Origin of the sequence: Duganella radicis (assembly GCF_009720825.1) — a bacterium.
Taxonomy (GTDB): Bacteria; Pseudomonadota; Gammaproteobacteria; order Burkholderiales; family Burkholderiaceae_D; genus Rugamonas; species Rugamonas radicis.
Genome location: NZ_WNKY01000038.1, coordinates 19,572 through 35,866, shown reverse-complemented (window position 1 = coordinate 35,866; position 16,295 = coordinate 19,572). Strand labels below are relative to the sequence as shown.

Genomic DNA, 16,295 nt, shown 5'->3' with positions numbered 1-16,295 from the left:
ATCCTACAACTTGCCAAATCCGTATGACGCCGATTCGTGTGATGCCTGTCGCTGTGCTTTCCGTTTGCGTTGCCGCCGGGGCGGCGCGTGCCGAGGCGGAGAAGCCCAAGCAGGAAGAGATGCAGAAGGTGGAGATCAAGGGCTCGGCCGCCAAGTATGATGCGCGCCGTGATGATACCGCTAGCAAGACGGTGGTCAATGCGGAGGAAATCCAGAAATACGGCGATACCTCGGTCAATGACGTGCTCAAGCGACTGCCCGGGATTACCGTCGGCGGCGCGGCCGGGCGCGGCGGCGGCGAGATCCGCATGCGCGGCCTCGGCGTCGGCTATACCCAGATCCTGATCAATGGCGAACGCGCCCCGGCCGGCTTTTCCATCGACAGCCTGGCTCCGGATGTGATCGAACGCATCGAGGTGCTGCGCGCCGCCAGCGCCGAATTCAGCACCCAGTCCATCGCCGGCACCATCAATATCGTGCTGAAAAAGGCGCTCAAGGCGGCCCAGCGCGAGCTGAAGCTCAGCCAGGCCAAGGGCAGCAAGTCCAGCAGTTCGCCCAGCATGAGCCTGCAAATGTCGGACAAGCAGGACCGTACTTCGTATTCCTTCGGCGCCAACGCCTGGCATTTCCGCTACGACCGCATGACGCCCACCTGGGAAACCGGCGCCGATGCCGACGGTGCGCCCGATTATGCGCGTGCCTCAAGCTGGCAGGACAAAGGCAAGGGCGACGGCTTCAATCTCTCGCCGCGCATCAACTGGATGCTGGAGGGCGGCGACACGCTCACCTCGCAAACCTTCTTCAACTGGAACCGCTTTGCCAGCAACAGCCACGGCCGCACCGAGACCGCTTTTGGCGACGGCCCCGATTACGACCGCAGCGACAACTCGTACAGCAACCACAGCGCCTTCGGCCGCACCGACCTGAACTGGGTGCACAAGCTGGAAGAAGGCGCCAAGTTCGATCTCAAGGCCGCCGTCAGCGAGGCGCGCAACACCGCCGATTCGCTGCAACTGGCGGGCAATCGCGGCTTGCCGGCCACGCTGTTGCGCACCGTGACGTCGGCAAGCACGGAACAGGGTTTCAGCACGCAAGGCAAGTACTCCACGCCGTACACCTTCGACGACAAGGACGCCGCCGAGCACGCGCTGTCCATGGGCTGGGACGCCGGCGTCACCCAGCGCGACGATACCCGCGTGCAGCGCGACGCCGATCTGCCGGGCAGCTCGCCGATCAACAGCGACGAAGGCTTCACCGCCAAGGTCACGCGGCTGGCGCTGTACGGCCAGGACGAATGGAATATCACGCCGCGCTGGTCGGTCTACACCGGCCTGCGCTGGGAAGGGCTGGACACCCGCGCCGACGGCGACAGCATCGATCCCGTGCAAAATCGCTCCAGCGTGTTCAGCCCGCTGCTGCAAACGCTGGTCAAGCTGCCCAACAAGAAGGACCAGATCCGCTTCGCGCTGACCCGCACCTACAAGGCGCCATCGACCGCCGCCCTCATCCCGCGCAAATTCACCTCGACCAACAACAGCCCGACCGAGCCGGACCGTCGCGGCAATCCCAACCTCAAGCCGGAGCTGGCGCTGGGGCTGGACGCGTCGTTCGAGCACTACTGGGGCGACGGCGGCCTGCTGAGCGCCAGCGCCTCGGTGCGCCGCATTGAAAATTACACGCATCAAGGCTTGTTCTACGAAGACCAGCGCTGGTTCTCGACCGCCATCAACGACGGCCGTGCCGAAACGCGCGGCATCGAGCTGGAGGCCAAGTTCCCGGCGCGCGTCCTGGTCGACCATGCGCCCAACCTCGACCTGCGCGCCAGCGTCAGCCGCAACTGGTCGCGCGTGGATAGCGTGCCCGGCCCGGACAACCGCCTCGACCAGCAAGTGCCGCTCAGCGCCACGCTGGGCATCGATTACAAGACGCCGGACGGCCAGATGAGTACCGGTAGCAATTTCAGCTTCCGCAACGGCGGCCTGGCGCGCCTCAGCGGCACGCAGGGCGGCTACACCTCGGTGCGGCGCGACCTCGACGTCTACGCCTTGTGGAAGCTGGACCCGCAGAACAATCTGCGGGTGGCGGTGTCCAATCTGTTGGCTCAGGACTACACCACCGAAAGCCTGTACAACGACAGTCACGGCAGCATCAACCGCATGACGGTTGCCAGCGGCGAGGCGCAACTGCGCGTCACGGTAGAGACACGCTTCTGAGAATGGTATGATGCTCTGGTGAAAAAACCGGACACCATCGATACTCTCCCGTCAGATGACGCAAGTGTGCGCCTGGCGCTGGCCGAGGTGCGAGATTTGCAGCGCACCGTGGCGGCCTTGCGCTCCGAGCTGGAGCACGCGCATCAGGAGCGCCAGCGGCAGGTGCAGGATGCGGTCTCGGCCGCGCAGGGCGACATCCTGCAACTGCGCGACACCATCGTCGCTCTGCGCACCAGCCTGGAGAAGGCGGCGCAGGAGCGCGTCGATGCGCTACAAGCCGCCTCCGCCGCCCATCACAGCGAAATCACCCAATTGCACGAGACCATACGCGCCATGCGCACGGCGCTGGAGGCCAAGGCATGACAGCCGGCGACCAGCCCGCCCTCAACGCCCAGCGCAAGCGTTTGCGCCAGGTCGAGCTGCTGCTGGAAGTGTCGCGCCGCATGGCCGCTTACGATACGCTGGATGAAATCCTCACGGCCCTGGTGGAAGTCACCACCGAGGAACTCGACGCCGAGCGCGGCACGCTATTCCTCAACGATGCCGAAACCGGCGAGCTGTTTTCCCGTGTCGCCCAGGGCAATATCCAGCGCGAGATCCGCTTCCTGAATCACACCGGCATTGCCGGCCACGTGTTCACCACCGGCGAGCCGGTGATCATCGCCGACGCCTACGCCGATGCGCGCTTCAACCGTTCGATCGACGAGCAGACCGGCTTCGTCACCCGCAACATCCTGTGTGTGCCGATCAAGACCGTGAAGGGCGAGATCATCGGCGTGTCGCAGACGCTGAACAAGAAGCGCGGCAAGTTCACCCGCGGTGACCTGCAATTGCTGGAAGCGCTCACCACCCAAGGCACGCTGGCGCTGCAAAGCGCGCGCTTCCTGGAAAGCATGAAGAAGATCCGCCGCCAGGAAATGGAATTCATCGATGTGGTGTCGGAAGTCACAGCCGACATCAAGCTAGGCTCGCTGCTGCAAAAGGTGATGGGCGAGGCCACGCGCCTGCTCAACGCCGAGCGCTCGACCCTGTTCCTCAACGATGAAAAGACCGGCGAACTGTGGTCGGAAGTGGGGCAGGGACTGGAGTCGCTGCAAATCCGCCTGCCGAACAATGCCGGCATCGCCGGCGCGGTGTTCACCTCCGGGAAGACCATCAACATTCCGTATGCCTACGCCGACCTGCGCTTCAACCCGGCTTTCGACAAGAAGACCGGCTATTTCACGCGCTCCATCCTGTGCGTCCCCATCGTCAACAAGGCCGGCAAGATCATCGGCGTGACGCAGGTGCTGAACAAGCGCGGCGGGCCGTTCAGCGCCGAGGACGAGTCGCGCCTGCGCGCCTTCACCGCGCAAATCTCGATTGCGCTGGAAAACGCCAAGCTGTTTGCCGACGTCCAGCAGATCAAGAACTACAACGAGGCCATGCTGGAATCCATGTCCAACGGCGTGATCACGCTGGACAGCCAGGAAAAAATCGTCACCTGCAACGAGGCCGGTCTGCGCATCCTGCGCACCAGCGCGGCCGCCATTGTCGGCCGCGCCGCCAGCGATTTTTTCGGCGGCGCCAATACCTGGATGCTGGACAAGCTGCGGCGCGCCGAGGTCAATCAGGACGCCGAGCATCTGATGGATGTGGAACTGGTGCTGGGCGAGGAAACCCGTTCGGTCAACCTCAGCGTGCAGCCGCTGCTGTCGATGGAAAAGAAACGCATCGGCTGGATGCTGATGATCGAGGACATCTCCAGCGAAAAGCGCCTGCGCTCGACCATGTCGCGCTACATGGACCCCGGCATCGCCGACCAGATGGTGGCCAATGGCGCCGAAATGCTGGGTGGTAAAAACGTGCCGGCCACGGTGCTGTTCTCCGACATCCGCAGCTTCACCACCATCACCGAGCAGTTGGGCGCGCAGGGCACGGTGACCATGCTGAACGAATACTTCACGCTGATGGTCGACTGCATCCAGCGCGAAGAAGGCATGCTGGACAAGTTCATCGGCGACGCCATCATGGCCGCCTTCGGTATCCCGGTCGGCCATGAGGACGATCCGGACCGCGCGGTGCGCGCCGCCATCGCCATGGTGACCGAGCTGCGCAACTGGAACCTGGTGCGGGCGGGCGAGGGCAAGCCGCCGGTGGAGATCGGCATCGGCCTGAACACCGACCTGGTGGTGTCGGGGAATATCGGTTCCAAGAAGCGCATGGACTACACCATCATCGGCGACGGCGTGAACCTGGCGGCGCGGCTGGAATCGGCCTGCAAGCAGTACGGCGCGCGCATCCTGATCAGCGAATTCACCTACCGGGCCCTGCGCGGCACCTACCGCACGCGCGAGGTCGATATCGTGGTGGTCAAGGGCAAGACCAGGCCGGTGTCGATTTACGAGGTGCTCGATTACCACACCGACGACAGCTATCCCTCGCTGCTGGAGGCCATGGGCCTGTTCCGCAACGGCCTGCAAAGCTACCGCAAGCGCAACTGGAACGCCGCCTACCAGCTGTTCGAGGAAGTGCTGGCGCTGAATCCGCGCGACCCGGTGGCCGAACTGTATGTGGACCGCTGCCGCCACATGGCGGTCAATCCGCCGCCGGCCGATTGGGACGGCACGTTTATCATGGAATCCAAGTGAATGAAAATTCCCCGGAGTACGCTTGAACAATGGCAGGTGCTGCAAGCCATTGTCGAATGCGGCGGTTATGCGCAGGCGGCGGAGGCGTTGCATCGCAGCCAGTCGTCGGTCAGTTACATGGTGGCCAAGTTGCAGGAGCAACTGGGCGTGGAGCTGCTGGAAATCGACGGCCGGCGCGCGCGACTCACTAAAACCGGCGAGGCCTTATTGATCAAGGCGCGCGAATTACTGGGCGGCGCTTTTCAGCTGGAACAATTGGCCGGCAGCCTGGCCGAAGGCTGGGAGCCGGAAGTCAGTATCGCGGTCGATAGCCTGTTCCCGGTTGAACTGCTGGTGCAGGTGCTGCGCGATTTTGAACCGTGGGCCAAACATACCCGGGTGAATCTGGAAGAGACGGTTTTATCGGGCTCGGAAGATGCGCTAATAGAAAAGCGTGTGGATATCGCCATCGTCAGCGGCATTCCGGCCGGTTTTCTTGGCGACGCCCTAATGGATATCGAGTTTGTCGCAGTGGCCCATCCCTGCCATCCGCTGCATGCGCTGGGACGCGAACTGGAGGTCGAGGATTTAAACCACAACCTGCACATCGTGGTGCGCGACTCCGGCACCTTGAATCCGCGCGATCACGGCTGGTTAAATAATAATGGGCGTTGGACGGTTACCAGTCCGCATACCCGTATGGAATTGATTTGTAATGGAATCGGCTTTGGTTGGCTGGCGGAACACAAGATTCAAAAACAATTGGAGCAGGGCCTGCTCAAGCCGTTGCCTTTGCGTGTAGGGCAAAGAAGAAAACTCTCGCTGTCGCTGGTGGTGGCCAATCCGGAATTAGCCGGGCCGGCCACCTGCCGCCTGGCTAATTTAATTCGCAAAGTTGTCGTGGACGGAATACAGCTGCGCCCGCTATGCGAATGAAAACGGCCTTTATGTTTCTAAACAGTTGTGGAAAATATTCACTTTTATCGCTATATTGGAATATAGCTAGAGTGCAGCCACCAAGTTATGGTAAATTGCGCCTATCAAATAACCTATCGCCAAGAAGGAATTAAGATGACGACTTACCAGGAATACAAAGCGAAGATCGCTGAACTGGAGAATCTGGCCGAATCCGCCCGTAAAAACGAAATTGCACAGGCGAAAGAAAAAGTCACCGCCATCATGCGTGAATACGGTCTGACCATTGCGGATCTGGGCGGTGTAACCAAGGTTAAAACGTCCAAGCCGCGCGCACCGGTGCCAACCAAATACCGCGATGACGCCACCGGCCAGACCTGGACCGGCCGCGGCCGCGCTCCGAAATGGCTGGAAGGTAAGAACAAGGACGATTATCTGATTAAGTAATTCCGATGCGGGCGGGGTTTATATTGAAACGCCATCGTTTCACTGTATTATTCTCCGCCTTAATCGGCATATTTTCTCCTGCGGCTGGCGCGGCGGACACGCTGCTAAGTCCGGCCCGGGTATGGACCGGCGAGGGCCAGCCGCACGCCAATTGGGCCGTGCTGATCAGCGGCGACAAGATCGCCGCCGTCGGCCCGGCCGACAAAATCGATATTCCCGCCGGCGCCGAGCGCATCAATCTGCCGGACGCCACACTGATCCCTGGTTTAATGGATTTGCACTCGCATGTGCTGCTGCATCCATATAACGAAACTTCGTGGGACGATCAGGTTTTAAAAGAATCGGTCGAATACCGCACCTTGCTGGCAGGACGCCACGCCGCCGCCACTTTACAAGCCGGCTTTACCACCTTGCGCGATCTGGGAACCGAAGGCGCCTTGTACGCCGACGTTTCAATTAAAAAAGCGATTAATGACGGTGTAATACCGGGGCCGCGCCTGTTTATCGCCACGCGCGCGATTGTCGCCGCGGGCAGTTACGGACCGTCGCCACGCGCCTATCGTGCCGACGTGGATTTGCCCAAGGGCGCGCAGGAAGCCAGCGGCGTCGATGAAGTGGTGAAGGCGGTGCGCGAGCAGGGTGCGCGCGGCGCCGACTGGATCAAGGTCTATGCCGACTACCGGACCGGTCCCGACGGCGGCGCCCACGCGACATTCTCGCAGGCCGAGCTGAATGCGCTGGTGCAGGCCGCGCACGAGTCGGGCCGCAAGGTGGCCTCCCACGCCAGCACCGACGAAGGCATGCGCCGCTCCGCGCTGGCCGGCGTCGACACCATCGAGCATGGCTACGGTGGCAGCGAGGCCACGTTCAAGCTGATGGCGGAACGCCACGTCGCTTACTTCCCGACGCTGACCGCGCCGGAAGCCACCAGCGAATACTTCCAGAAATACCAGCGCGGCGGCCCGCCCACGCCGTCCATGCAGGCGGCGGCGCGCGCTTTTCAACTCGCGCGCAAGCTGGGCGTGGTGATCGGCAGCGGCAGCGATGTCGGCGTGTTTGCCCATGGCGACAATGCGCGCGAGCTGGAATGGATGGTCAGGCTCGGCATGACGCCGCTGGAAGCCCTGCGCGCGGCAACCGTGGTCAATGCGGAAGTGCTCGGCCAGCCGGCGCTGGGCCAGCTGCGCGCAGGTTATCTGGCCGACGTGGTGGCGGTGCAGGGCGATCCGACCCGGGACATTGCCACCTTGCGCAAAGTGCAATTGGTGATCAGGAACGGAACGATTTTCCGCCGCCCATGAGCCCGGCACAGTCATTTCGTGAGATGATAGCGAAATGCCATCGATTCCTCTTTTTCCGCTGAAGACCATCCTGTTCCCTGACGGCCATTTGCCGTTGCAGGTGTTTGAAGTACGCTATCTCGATCTGATCAAGCGCTGCATCGCCAAGGGCGAGGAGTTCGGCGTGGTGTCGCTGCTGGACGGCAGCGAAGTGCGGGTGCCGGATCAGCACGAAACCCTGTCCGCCTGCGGCACCATGGCGCGCATCCTTGACTGGAGTGCGCCGCTGCCGGGCCTGCTGCAAATCTCCTGCATCGGCACCACCCGTTTTCAGATCAAATCCGCCGAACAGCTCAAGCATGGGCTGTGGATGGCGGAGGTGGACGAGGTGGCGGAGGACATGGTGGTGCCCATCCCGAGCGAACAACAGGACGTGGCCAACGCGCTGGGCGCGCTGATCCGCTCCTTGCAAAAAAAGCAGATTTCCACCGCCAATATGTCGCTGGCGCCGCCGTACCGGCTGGACGAGGCGGGCTGGGTGGCCAACCGCTGGTGCGAGCTGCTGCGGCTGGACATGGAAGAGAAGCAGCGCCTGCTGCTCCAGGAAAATCCGGTGCTGCGGCTGGAGCTGGTGCAGGACGTGCTCAGCGAGAACGGCCTGCTGGACAACCACTAATCCGCGTGCGCCTCGCTGGGATCGTCCAGCGCATGCACGCGCACCGACCACATCACACCGGCAATCAGCAGCACGATGGCGGCAATCTCCAGCGCGCGCGGCAGTTGCTGCTTGTAGATGAAGCCGTACAGCAGCGCGAACAGCGTTTCAAACAGAATCAGCTGGCCGGACAAGGTCAGCGGCACCTTGCGGCTGGCCACATTCCACAGGTGGTTGCCGATCACCGACGCGCCCAGTGCCAGCAGGGCGTTGACGATCCAGAACACGCCCCAGTCGCGGCCAGTGGCCACGGCGGCCGCGCCGGTCACCTCGCCATGGAAGAGGGCAAACGCCAGCAGCGCGATCGCCAGCGCGATCAGGCCGCTGGAAATGCCGTACAGCGACGACCATTCGCCGCTGCTGAAATGCGGATTGCGCTTGAGGTAGCGCGCGTTGTCGACCGAGTACCAGGTCCAGCAGCACAGCGCGCCGGCCGCGCACAGCACGCCCAGCAGCTTGTGCGCCAGCGGCATGCCGTTGCCGGCGTCATGCGTGAACACGTCGATGTTGATGCAGGCGATGCCGGCCGCCACCAGCAGCAGCGGCAGCGTCAGCTGTTTGAGCGGCACCGAGCCGTGGTCCTTGTGGCCCATCAGCGTGACCGAAATCGGCAACACGCCGATGATCAGCGAGGTCGCCGCCACACCGGCGAATTTCACGCCGAGCGCCAGCAGCATGTAGTAGACGATGTTGCCGGCCAGCGCGTGCTTGACCATGGCGATCATGTCGTTGCGGTCCAGCCGGCCGAACAGTGGCTTGAGGCGCGTGCCCATCAGGGCGGCGGCGATCAGGCCGTAGGCGATGTAGCGGCCGCAAGCCATTTCCAGCGGCGTGAACGCGCTCAGGAACACCGGCGTGATGAACACCATGCCCCACATCGCCCCCGCCAGCAAACCGCATAACACGCCATTCCACATCACGCACACTCTTTCCAAAGCACAAAAACAAAATAAGCCATAGAGTGTCGCATATCTGCGTGACTTTGTTGGAGGGTTTTATCATGTCAGATCAGGACAACCTGGCTGTATTGCGCCAGCACGCCTTGCCGCTGGACACCAGCGACGATCTCGACGCTGTGCTCGATCACGTTGGCGACGCCACGCTGGTGTTGATGGGCGAGGCCAGTCACGGCACGCGCGAGTTCTACCGCCTGCGCGCCGATATCAGCAAACGGCTCATTGTCGAGCGCGGCTTTGACGCCATCGCCGTCGAGGCCGATTGGCCGGACGCGCTGCAAGTCAGCCGCTTCGTGCAAATGACCGGCAGCGACCAGACCGCCGACCAGGCGCTGTCGGGCTTTCAGCGCTTCCCGCAATGGATGTGGCGCAACGAGGAGGTGGTCGACCTGCTGTACTGGATGCGCCTGCACAACCAGCATGTGCGGGACGCCGCCCGCCGCGTCGGTTTCTTTGGCCTGGATTTATACAGCTTGCACAAATCCATGCGCGCCGTGGTGCATTACCTCGACCAGGTCGATCCGGAAGCGGCGGGCCGCGCGCGTGAGCGCTACAGCTGCATCGACCATATCGCTGCCGATCCGCAGCGCTACGGTTATGCCACCGCCTTTGGCCTGCGCGAGGATTGCGAGGACGAAGTAGTACGCCAATTATCCGAACTGAGCGGCGAAGCCATGCGGCATATGAACCAGCCCGGCGTCGCGGTGTCGGACGAGCTGTTCTATGCCCGGCAGAACGCCCGCGTGGCGCAGAACGCCGAGAGCTATTACCGCGCCATGTTCGGCAGCCGCGACCAGTCGTGGAATATCCGCGACACCCACATGGCCGATACGCTGGATGCGCTGCGCGCCCACATCGCGGCCCGCAAGGGCAGTCCCGCGCGGCTGATCGTCTGGGCCCACAACTCGCACCTGGGCGATGCGCGCGCCACCGAAATGGGGCAGGGCGGCCAGCTCAATCTCGGCCAGCTGATGCGCGAACGGCATGGCATGGAACAGACTTATCTGCTGGGCTTTACCACCCACGAAGGCACGGTGACGGCGGCCAGCGAATGGGACGGCCCGGCCGAACTGAAGCGCGTGCGGCCGTCGCTGCCCGGTAGCGTGGAGGCGTTGATGCATCAGCTGGGAGAGCGAACGGCGGCGCGCTTCCTGTTGCCGCTGCGCGGCCGTGACAGCGTGCGGGCGGCTTTGCCGGCACGGCTGCAGGAGCGCGCCATCGGCGTGATCTATCGTCCCGAGAGCGAGCGTATCAGCCACTATTTCCACGCCGACGTGGCGCGGCAGTTCGACGCGCTGATCCACGTCGACCGCGGCAGCGCCATCAAGCCGCTGGAATACTCGGCGCACTGGGCGACGGACGAGCTTCCGGAGACATATCCGTCAGGACTGTAGCCGCCAGCACGGCAACCAGCGCGACATTGATCAGCACGGTCAGCCAGAATCTGACGAGGAAGCCAGTCTTGCGGGACTTGTGGCGCAGCCACCGCTGCGCCAGCAGGCCGCCGGGCCAGCCGCAGCACAGCCCCAGCACCAGCAAGGTGCGCTCGGAAATGCGGCGGCGCTGGTGGATGGCCGCCGACTTGTCGATGGCGTAGGCGATGAAGCAGGCCACGCTGGCGGCGCCATACAGCGACGCCAGCCATAGCAAGGCGAGGGCGATCAGAAGTAGCTCAGGCCGAGGGCGGCCTTGACTTCATCGGCGGTTTGCGCCGCCACTTCGCGCGCGCGCATGGTGCCTTCTTTCAGAATCTGCATGATGTAGCCCTTGTCCTTGGCCAGTTCCTCGCGGCGGGCGCGGATCGGGGCCAGCATCTCTTGCAGCACGGCTTCCAGGCGTTTCTTGACGATGGAGTCGCCCAGGCCGCCGCGCACATAATGGGCCTTCATTTCTTCCAGCTGGTCTTTTTCCGGATCGAAGGCGTCCAGGTAGATGAAGGCGACGTTGCCTTCCAGGTGGCCCGGATCTTCCACGCGCAGGTGCAGCGGGTCGGTGTAGAGCTTCTTCACGGCGGCGGTGATCTCGGCGGCGCTGGCGCCCAGGTTGATGGTGTTGCCCAGCGATTTGCTCATCTTGGCCTTGCCGTCGATGCCCGGCAGGCGGCCGATGTCCGGCACCAGCGCCTTGCACTCGACCAGGATCTCCTTGTCGGCGATGCGGTTGAAGCGGCGCACGATTTCGTTGGTCTGCTCGATCATCGGGATCTGGTCTTCGCCGACCGGCACCAGCGTGGCCTTGAAGGCCGAGATGTCGGCCGCTTGCGAGGCAGGGTAGGTCAGGAAGCCGGCCGGGATGTCGCGCTCGAAGCCGCGCAGGGCGATTTCGGTCTTCACGGTCGGGTTGCGCTCCAAACGGGCGACGGTGACCATGTTCAGGTAGTAGAAGGTCAGCTCGGCCAGCTCGGGAATCTGCGACTGGATCAGGATGGTGGACTTGGCGGGATCGATGCCGACCGCCAGGTAGTCCAGCGCCACTTCGACCACATTGCGGTGCACCTTGTTGGTGTCGTCCATATTGTCGGTCAGCGCTTGCGAGTCGGCCAGCATGATGAACTGCTTGAACTGGTGCTGGTATTCCACGCGGTTGCGCAGGCTGCCGACGTAGTGGCCGAGGTGCAGCGGGCCGGTCGGACGGTCGCCGGTCAGGATGATTTGCGGACCTTTCGGTGCGACGGCGACGGCTTCGGTAGTGGACTGTTCAGGCAGACTCATCAGGATTCCTTTGCGTTGCCCGGTCTGTGCGTGGATGTAAAAACGCCACCAGACGAGGGCGGCGTTGATAAAAATATCACATCACTATGTGTAGACAGTGGCCGCTCGCGCTAGGAGCGGCGCCAATACGTGCAGGCGTGAAGTGGGGCATAAAAAATCATGGCCGTATGGTTGCAGGTCGGTGGCTATCTGTCAAGGTCGGGAACCATCTCGCGCGGCAGCCGGTCTAAGCCGAAAAGGAGAACAATATGGCTAACAATTTCAATATGGTGGCATTCATGGACGCACTGGTAGAAGGTGGATTTACACAGCAGCAGGCCAAGGCGCTCGCGTCTGCCCTGTTTGAACTGATTGACACACATTTGGTGACCAAGGAGTATCTGGACATGCGGCTGGCAGAGTTGCGCGCGGAGTTTCGTGCGGAGCTGGCATCTCTCAAGGCTGAAATCGTACAGTGGCTATGCGGTGTGATTATCGTGCAGACGGGCGTGACGGCGGTGCTCTTTAAACTCCTGCATTAAATGGTATATTGCTCCTTTGGTAATTTTCCTAGGAGCCGATATGCGTCGTACCGTGGTGGCAGCGTTGCTCGCCTTGTCTTTCCCCGTTTTTGCGCAAACGCCGGCCATGGCGCCGGATATCCCCGCCAAGTTCGATACCACCACCCCCAACGCCGACTACATCAAGCGCGATGTCATGATTCCGATGCGCGACGGCGTCAAGCTGCACACGGTCATCGTCATTCCCCAGGGCGCCCGGCGCGCGCCCATGGTCTTGTCCCGCACGCCCTACAACGCCAGCGGCCGCGCCAGCCGCAATAACAGTCCGAGCATCGCCGCCATCGTGGGACAGGGCGACGAAACCATGGTCGGCGAAGGCTACATCCGCGTGTTCCAGGACGTGCGCGGCAAATACGGCTCCGAAGGCGATTACGTGATGACGCGTCCGCTGATCGGCCCCCTCAACAACACCCGCACCGACCACGCCACCGACGCCTGGGACACCATCGACTGGCTGGTCAGGAACGTCCCCGAGTCCAACGGCAAGGTCGGTATGATCGGCTCGTCCTACGAAGGCTTCACCGTGCTGATGGCGCTGACCGATCCGCATCCGGCCCTGAAAGTGGCGGTGCCGATGAGTCCCATGGTCGACGGCTGGCGCGGCGACGACTGGTTCCACAACGGCGCCTTCCGCATGCCCAACCTGAGCTACATCGCCGGCCAGACCGGCGCCAAGGGCGGCGGCAAGCAGCTGGCCACCGGCATCTACGACGATTACGAAGGCATGCTGCGCGCCGGCTCGGTGTCCAGCTACGCCGCCCAGTTCGGCCTGGATAAGCTCAACTTCACCAAAAAACTGTTCGAGCACCCGGCCTACGACAGCTACTGGCAGCATCAGGCGCTGGACAAGATCCTCGCCAACAAACCGCTGAAAGTCCCGACCATGACGGTGGTGGGCTACTGGGACCAGGAAGACATCTACGGCGCCTACGCCGTCTACGATGTGCTGGAAGCGAAGGATACGGCCAACAACAAGAACTTCCTGGTGGTCGGCCCATGGCGCCACAGTGGCGTGAATTACGACGGCTCCAGCCTTGGCGTATTCAAGTTCACCGGCGACACCGCGCTGGAATTCCGCCGCGACGTCATGCAGCCTTTCCTCGACCAATATCTGAAGGATGGCGCGCCGGCCGCCGATACGCCGCCGGTGCTGTTCTACCAGACCGGCGTCAATCGCTGGCAGAAGTTGCCGCAATGGCCGGTGGCGCGGCAACTCAAGCCGCTCTACCTGCAAAACGGCTTGAAGCTGGGCTTCGACGCGCCGCAGGATGGCTACGACGAATACGTGTCCGACCCGGCCAAGCCGGTGCCTTTCGTGCCGCGCCCTGTGCGCATGGGCGACGGCAATGTATGGCGGCCATGGCTGGTGAGCGACCAGCGCGCTGTCTCCGACCGCACCGACGTGCTGACCTACGTCACCGAACCATTGAAGAGCAAGGTGCGGATCGCCGGCCAGACCATGGTCAACCTGATGGCCGCCACCACCGGCACCGATGCCGACTGGGTGGTGAAGCTGATCGACGTCTATCCGGACGAAGTGCCGTCGCAGCCGGAGCTGGGCGGCTACCAGCTGGGCATCGCCATGGACATCTTCCGTGGCCGCTATCGCAACAGCCTCGAAATGCCGTCGCCGATTCCTGCCAACGAAGTGCAGCGCTACCGCTTTGCGCTGCCGAATGCGAACCACGTATTCCTGCCGGGCCACCGTATCATGGTGCAGGTGCAGTCAAGCTGGTTCCCGCTGTACGACCGCAACCCGCAAACCTATGTGCCGAACATCTTCTACGCCAAGCCATCCGATTACCAGAAGGCCACGCTGAAGGTCTATCACAACAGCGCGGTCGAGCTGCCGGTGGTGGAAGCGAAGTAAGCGCGGTTAGCGCGGACGCACGCTGTCACTCAGCACGTCCGCGCGGAAGTAGCGCAGATAGCCGTCCATGATCTGATTGGACTTGCCGGCTTTTTCCAGCGCCTCGCGGATCGCCGCCTGGTCTTCCGGCTTGAGCGCGTTGGAGATGTAGGCGCCGCTCTGTTGCCACGGCAGTTCGGGGATGGCTTCGAATTTCAATTTCTCCTGCAAGCCTTGCACGCGATGGTCGCGGCGGATGGCGCCGGCCATCAGCGTCGGTCCCATGATGGTGACGTCGGCCGATCCCGCATGCAGCAGGCGCGCGATGCCGATCACGTCCACCTCCACGAACAGGCGGCCCTGTTTTTGCAGCTCCTCGATCAGCGCCGTATAAGGCTCGCCGTAGTCGAAGCCGCGCACCACCGCCACGCGCAGTTCCTTGCGTGCCAGCAGATCTTGCGCACTGGCGATGGGCGCGCGGCCATTGTTCAAGGAGATCAGCATGGCGCGATGCGTAATCATGGGGATGAAAGTCCCCAGCAGGTCGCGCGCCGGCGTGCGGGAAGCTGGCACCAGCACGTCCGCCGTGCCGGCCTTGAACATCGCCACCTGGCGTGCGCGCGGCACCACGGTGAACACGAAATGGCAGCCGGCCTTGGGGCCGATGGCGCGCAGCACGTCCGGATAAATCCCTTTGACGCTGGTCCCCTCGACGATCACGCTGGCGCCGTTGGCCGATACCGGCGCGGCGATGTCGCGCGAGCAGCCGGCATAAGCGTTGTGCGCCAGCAGGCCGGCCGCAAGCAGCAGGGCGTGTTTCACGATTGCACCGCGTGCTTGCCGAAGTAGCGCTGCGCCACGAAGATGGCCACGGTCTGCATCACCGCGCACAGGTAGAAGGTGCTGCCCACGCGCCAGTCGCCGGACGACAGGTGGCTGACTTCACCCAGGATCGCGGAACCCAGCAGCGGCATGAAGATCACGCCCACGCTGCTGATCGATTGCAAGGACCCCATCAATTCGCCCTGTTCGTTGGGCGGCGTGCTCTTGGAGATGATGCTTTGCAGGGCAGGGCCGATGGCAAACGACAGCACATTGCACATGATGAGCACATACATCATCCAGCCCTGCGTGGCCAGGCCGTACAGCAGGTAGGTGATCGCGCCCGACACCAGGCCCAGCACCGACAGCTTCACCTCGCCGAAGCGCTTGATCAGTACTCCGAGCAGGCCAGCCTGCACCACGGCCGCCGTCAGGCCAACGCAGAACAGGGCCGCGCCGTTCTGGCCCGGGGTCCAGTTGAAGCGGAAGGTGGTGTACAGCACCCAGGTGGTTTGCAGCATCATGGCGGCCAGCGTCACCAGTGTGTAGGTGACGATCAGGCCGCGGATGTCGGTTCGGCGCCCCAGCTTGACCAGCGCCGCGAACGGATTAATCCTGGACAGCGTGAGCGGCGCGCGGCGACCGGCCGGCAGCGACTCCGGCACCACGAAATAACCGTAGGCGAAGTTGGCCACCGACAGCGCGCCCGCCACGTAGAACGGCAAGTGCAGGTCGACGGTGCCGAGCAAGCCGCCCAGCATCGGCCCGCAGATGAAGCCCAGGCCAAACGCCGCCCCGACCTTGCCGAAGCTCTTGGCGCGGTTCTCCGGCGTCGAGATATCCGACGCGTAGGCCGACGCCACCGACATGCTGGCCGACGACATGCCGCCGATCACGCGGCCGATGAACAGGCAAGCCAGGTTGGGCGCCCACGCGGTGGTGAAGAAGTTGATCGCCATGCCGGCCATGGAATACAGCAGCACCGGGCGGCGGCCAACGCGGTCGCTGATGGCGCCCAGCATGGGCATGAAAATAAACTGCATCAGGCCAAAGGTGGCGCTCATCACGCCATACCAGTAGGCCTGATTTTCGCGCGTACCGGTGAATTCCCCCACCAGCACCGGCAGCACCGGCACAATCAGCCCGATGCCCAGCATGTCGATGAAAACGCAGATCAGTACAAAATTCAGATTGCCCGGAGATGCAGGTTTGGTCATG

The 16,295-nt window shown here is 62.9% G+C and carries 15 protein-coding genes; 10 read left to right on the top strand and 5 right to left on the bottom strand.

Annotated features, from left to right (window positions below):
• Positions 1 to 23 precede the first annotated feature (23 nt).
• The 7 genes from GM676_RS24115 (at position 24) to GM676_RS24085 (ending at position 8,140) form a co-directional block, all read left to right on the top strand.
• Positions 24 to 2,213, top strand: coding sequence for a TonB-dependent receptor plug domain-containing protein (locus GM676_RS24115; RefSeq protein WP_155466672.1), 2,190 nt, complete (start codon positions 24 to 26; stop codon positions 2,211 to 2,213).
• 18 nt (positions 2,214 to 2,231) lie between these two features.
• Positions 2,232 to 2,576, top strand: coding sequence for a hypothetical protein (locus tag GM676_RS24110; RefSeq protein WP_371866355.1), 345 nt, complete (start codon positions 2,232 to 2,234; stop codon positions 2,574 to 2,576).
• Positions 2,573 to 4,843, top strand: coding sequence for a GAF domain-containing protein (locus tag GM676_RS24105; RefSeq protein WP_155466670.1), 2,271 nt, complete (start codon positions 2,573 to 2,575; stop codon positions 4,841 to 4,843). The genes GM676_RS24110 and GM676_RS24105 overlap by 4 nt, the downstream gene beginning before the upstream one ends.
• Positions 4,844 to 5,758, top strand: a complete 915-nt coding sequence (locus GM676_RS24100) for a LysR family transcriptional regulator (RefSeq protein WP_155466668.1) — start codon at positions 4,844 to 4,846, stop codon at positions 5,756 to 5,758.
• Positions 5,759 to 5,893: 135 nt separating this feature from the next.
• Positions 5,894 to 6,184, top strand: coding sequence for an H-NS histone family protein (locus GM676_RS24095; RefSeq protein WP_155466666.1), 291 nt, complete (start codon positions 5,894 to 5,896; stop codon positions 6,182 to 6,184).
• Between the two features lie 23 nt (positions 6,185 to 6,207).
• On the top strand, positions 6,208 to 7,485 hold the full coding sequence (locus tag GM676_RS24090; RefSeq protein ID WP_229262843.1) for a metal-dependent hydrolase family protein: 1,278 nt from the start codon (positions 6,208 to 6,210) through the stop codon (positions 7,483 to 7,485).
• 34 nt (positions 7,486 to 7,519) lie between these two features.
• Positions 7,520 to 8,140, top strand: a complete 621-nt coding sequence (locus GM676_RS24085) for an LON peptidase substrate-binding domain-containing protein (RefSeq protein WP_155466663.1) — start codon at positions 7,520 to 7,522, stop codon at positions 8,138 to 8,140.
• Here GM676_RS24085 and GM676_RS24080 read toward each other — a convergent pair.
• Entirely contained in the window at positions 8,137 to 9,096 is a 960-nt protein-coding gene (locus tag GM676_RS24080) for a DMT family transporter (RefSeq protein ID WP_155466742.1), read from the bottom strand. The two genes, GM676_RS24085 and GM676_RS24080, sit on opposite strands and share 4 nt — an antisense overlap.
• A gap of 83 nt (positions 9,097 to 9,179) precedes the next feature.
• Between GM676_RS24080 and GM676_RS24075 the strand changes: the two genes are divergently transcribed.
• The gene (locus GM676_RS24075) at positions 9,180 to 10,529 is read left to right on the top strand and encodes an erythromycin esterase family protein (RefSeq protein WP_155466662.1); all 1,350 of its coding nucleotides are present in this window, start codon (positions 9,180 to 9,182) and stop codon (positions 10,527 to 10,529) included.
• On the opposite strand, the gene GM676_RS24070 is transcribed toward GM676_RS24075, so the two are convergent.
• Both GM676_RS24070 and trpS read right to left on the bottom strand, forming a co-directional pair.
• On the bottom strand, positions 10,459 to 10,785 hold the full coding sequence (locus GM676_RS24070; RefSeq protein ID WP_155466661.1) for a DUF1294 domain-containing protein: 327 nt from the start codon (positions 10,783 to 10,785) through the stop codon (positions 10,459 to 10,461). The genes GM676_RS24075 and GM676_RS24070 overlap by 71 nt on opposite strands.
• An 11-nt stretch (positions 10,786 to 10,796) precedes the next feature.
• Positions 10,797 to 11,846, bottom strand: a complete 1,050-nt coding sequence (gene trpS, locus GM676_RS24065) for a tryptophan--tRNA ligase (protein WP_155466660.1) — start codon at positions 11,844 to 11,846, stop codon at positions 10,797 to 10,799.
• Between the two features lie 248 nt (positions 11,847 to 12,094).
• Here trpS and GM676_RS24060 point away from each other — a divergent pair, with 248 nt between their 5' ends.
• Both GM676_RS24060 and GM676_RS24055 read left to right on the top strand, forming a co-directional pair.
• Complete coding sequence (locus tag GM676_RS24060) at positions 12,095 to 12,367, top strand: CCDC90 family protein (RefSeq protein ID WP_155466659.1); 273 nt, start codon at positions 12,095 to 12,097, stop codon at positions 12,365 to 12,367.
• Positions 12,368 to 12,407: 40 nt separating this feature from the next.
• Positions 12,408 to 14,276 carry a CocE/NonD family hydrolase gene (locus GM676_RS24055; protein WP_155466658.1) on the top strand — a complete coding sequence of 623 codons (1,869 nt, stop codon included), beginning with the start codon at positions 12,408 to 12,410 and terminating at the stop codon, positions 14,274 to 14,276.
• A gap of 6 nt (positions 14,277 to 14,282) precedes the next feature.
• On the opposite strand, the gene GM676_RS24050 is transcribed toward GM676_RS24055, so the two are convergent.
• Positions 14,283 to 15,077, bottom strand: a complete 795-nt coding sequence (locus GM676_RS24050; RefSeq protein ID WP_371866354.1) for a substrate-binding periplasmic protein — start codon at positions 15,075 to 15,077, stop codon at positions 14,283 to 14,285.
• On the bottom strand, positions 15,074 to 16,294 hold the full coding sequence (locus GM676_RS24045; RefSeq protein ID WP_155466657.1) for a TCR/Tet family MFS transporter: 1,221 nt from the start codon (positions 16,292 to 16,294) through the stop codon (positions 15,074 to 15,076). Before GM676_RS24045 ends, GM676_RS24050 begins: the two co-directional genes overlap by 4 nt.
• Between the last annotated feature and the right edge of the window lies 1 nt (position 16,295).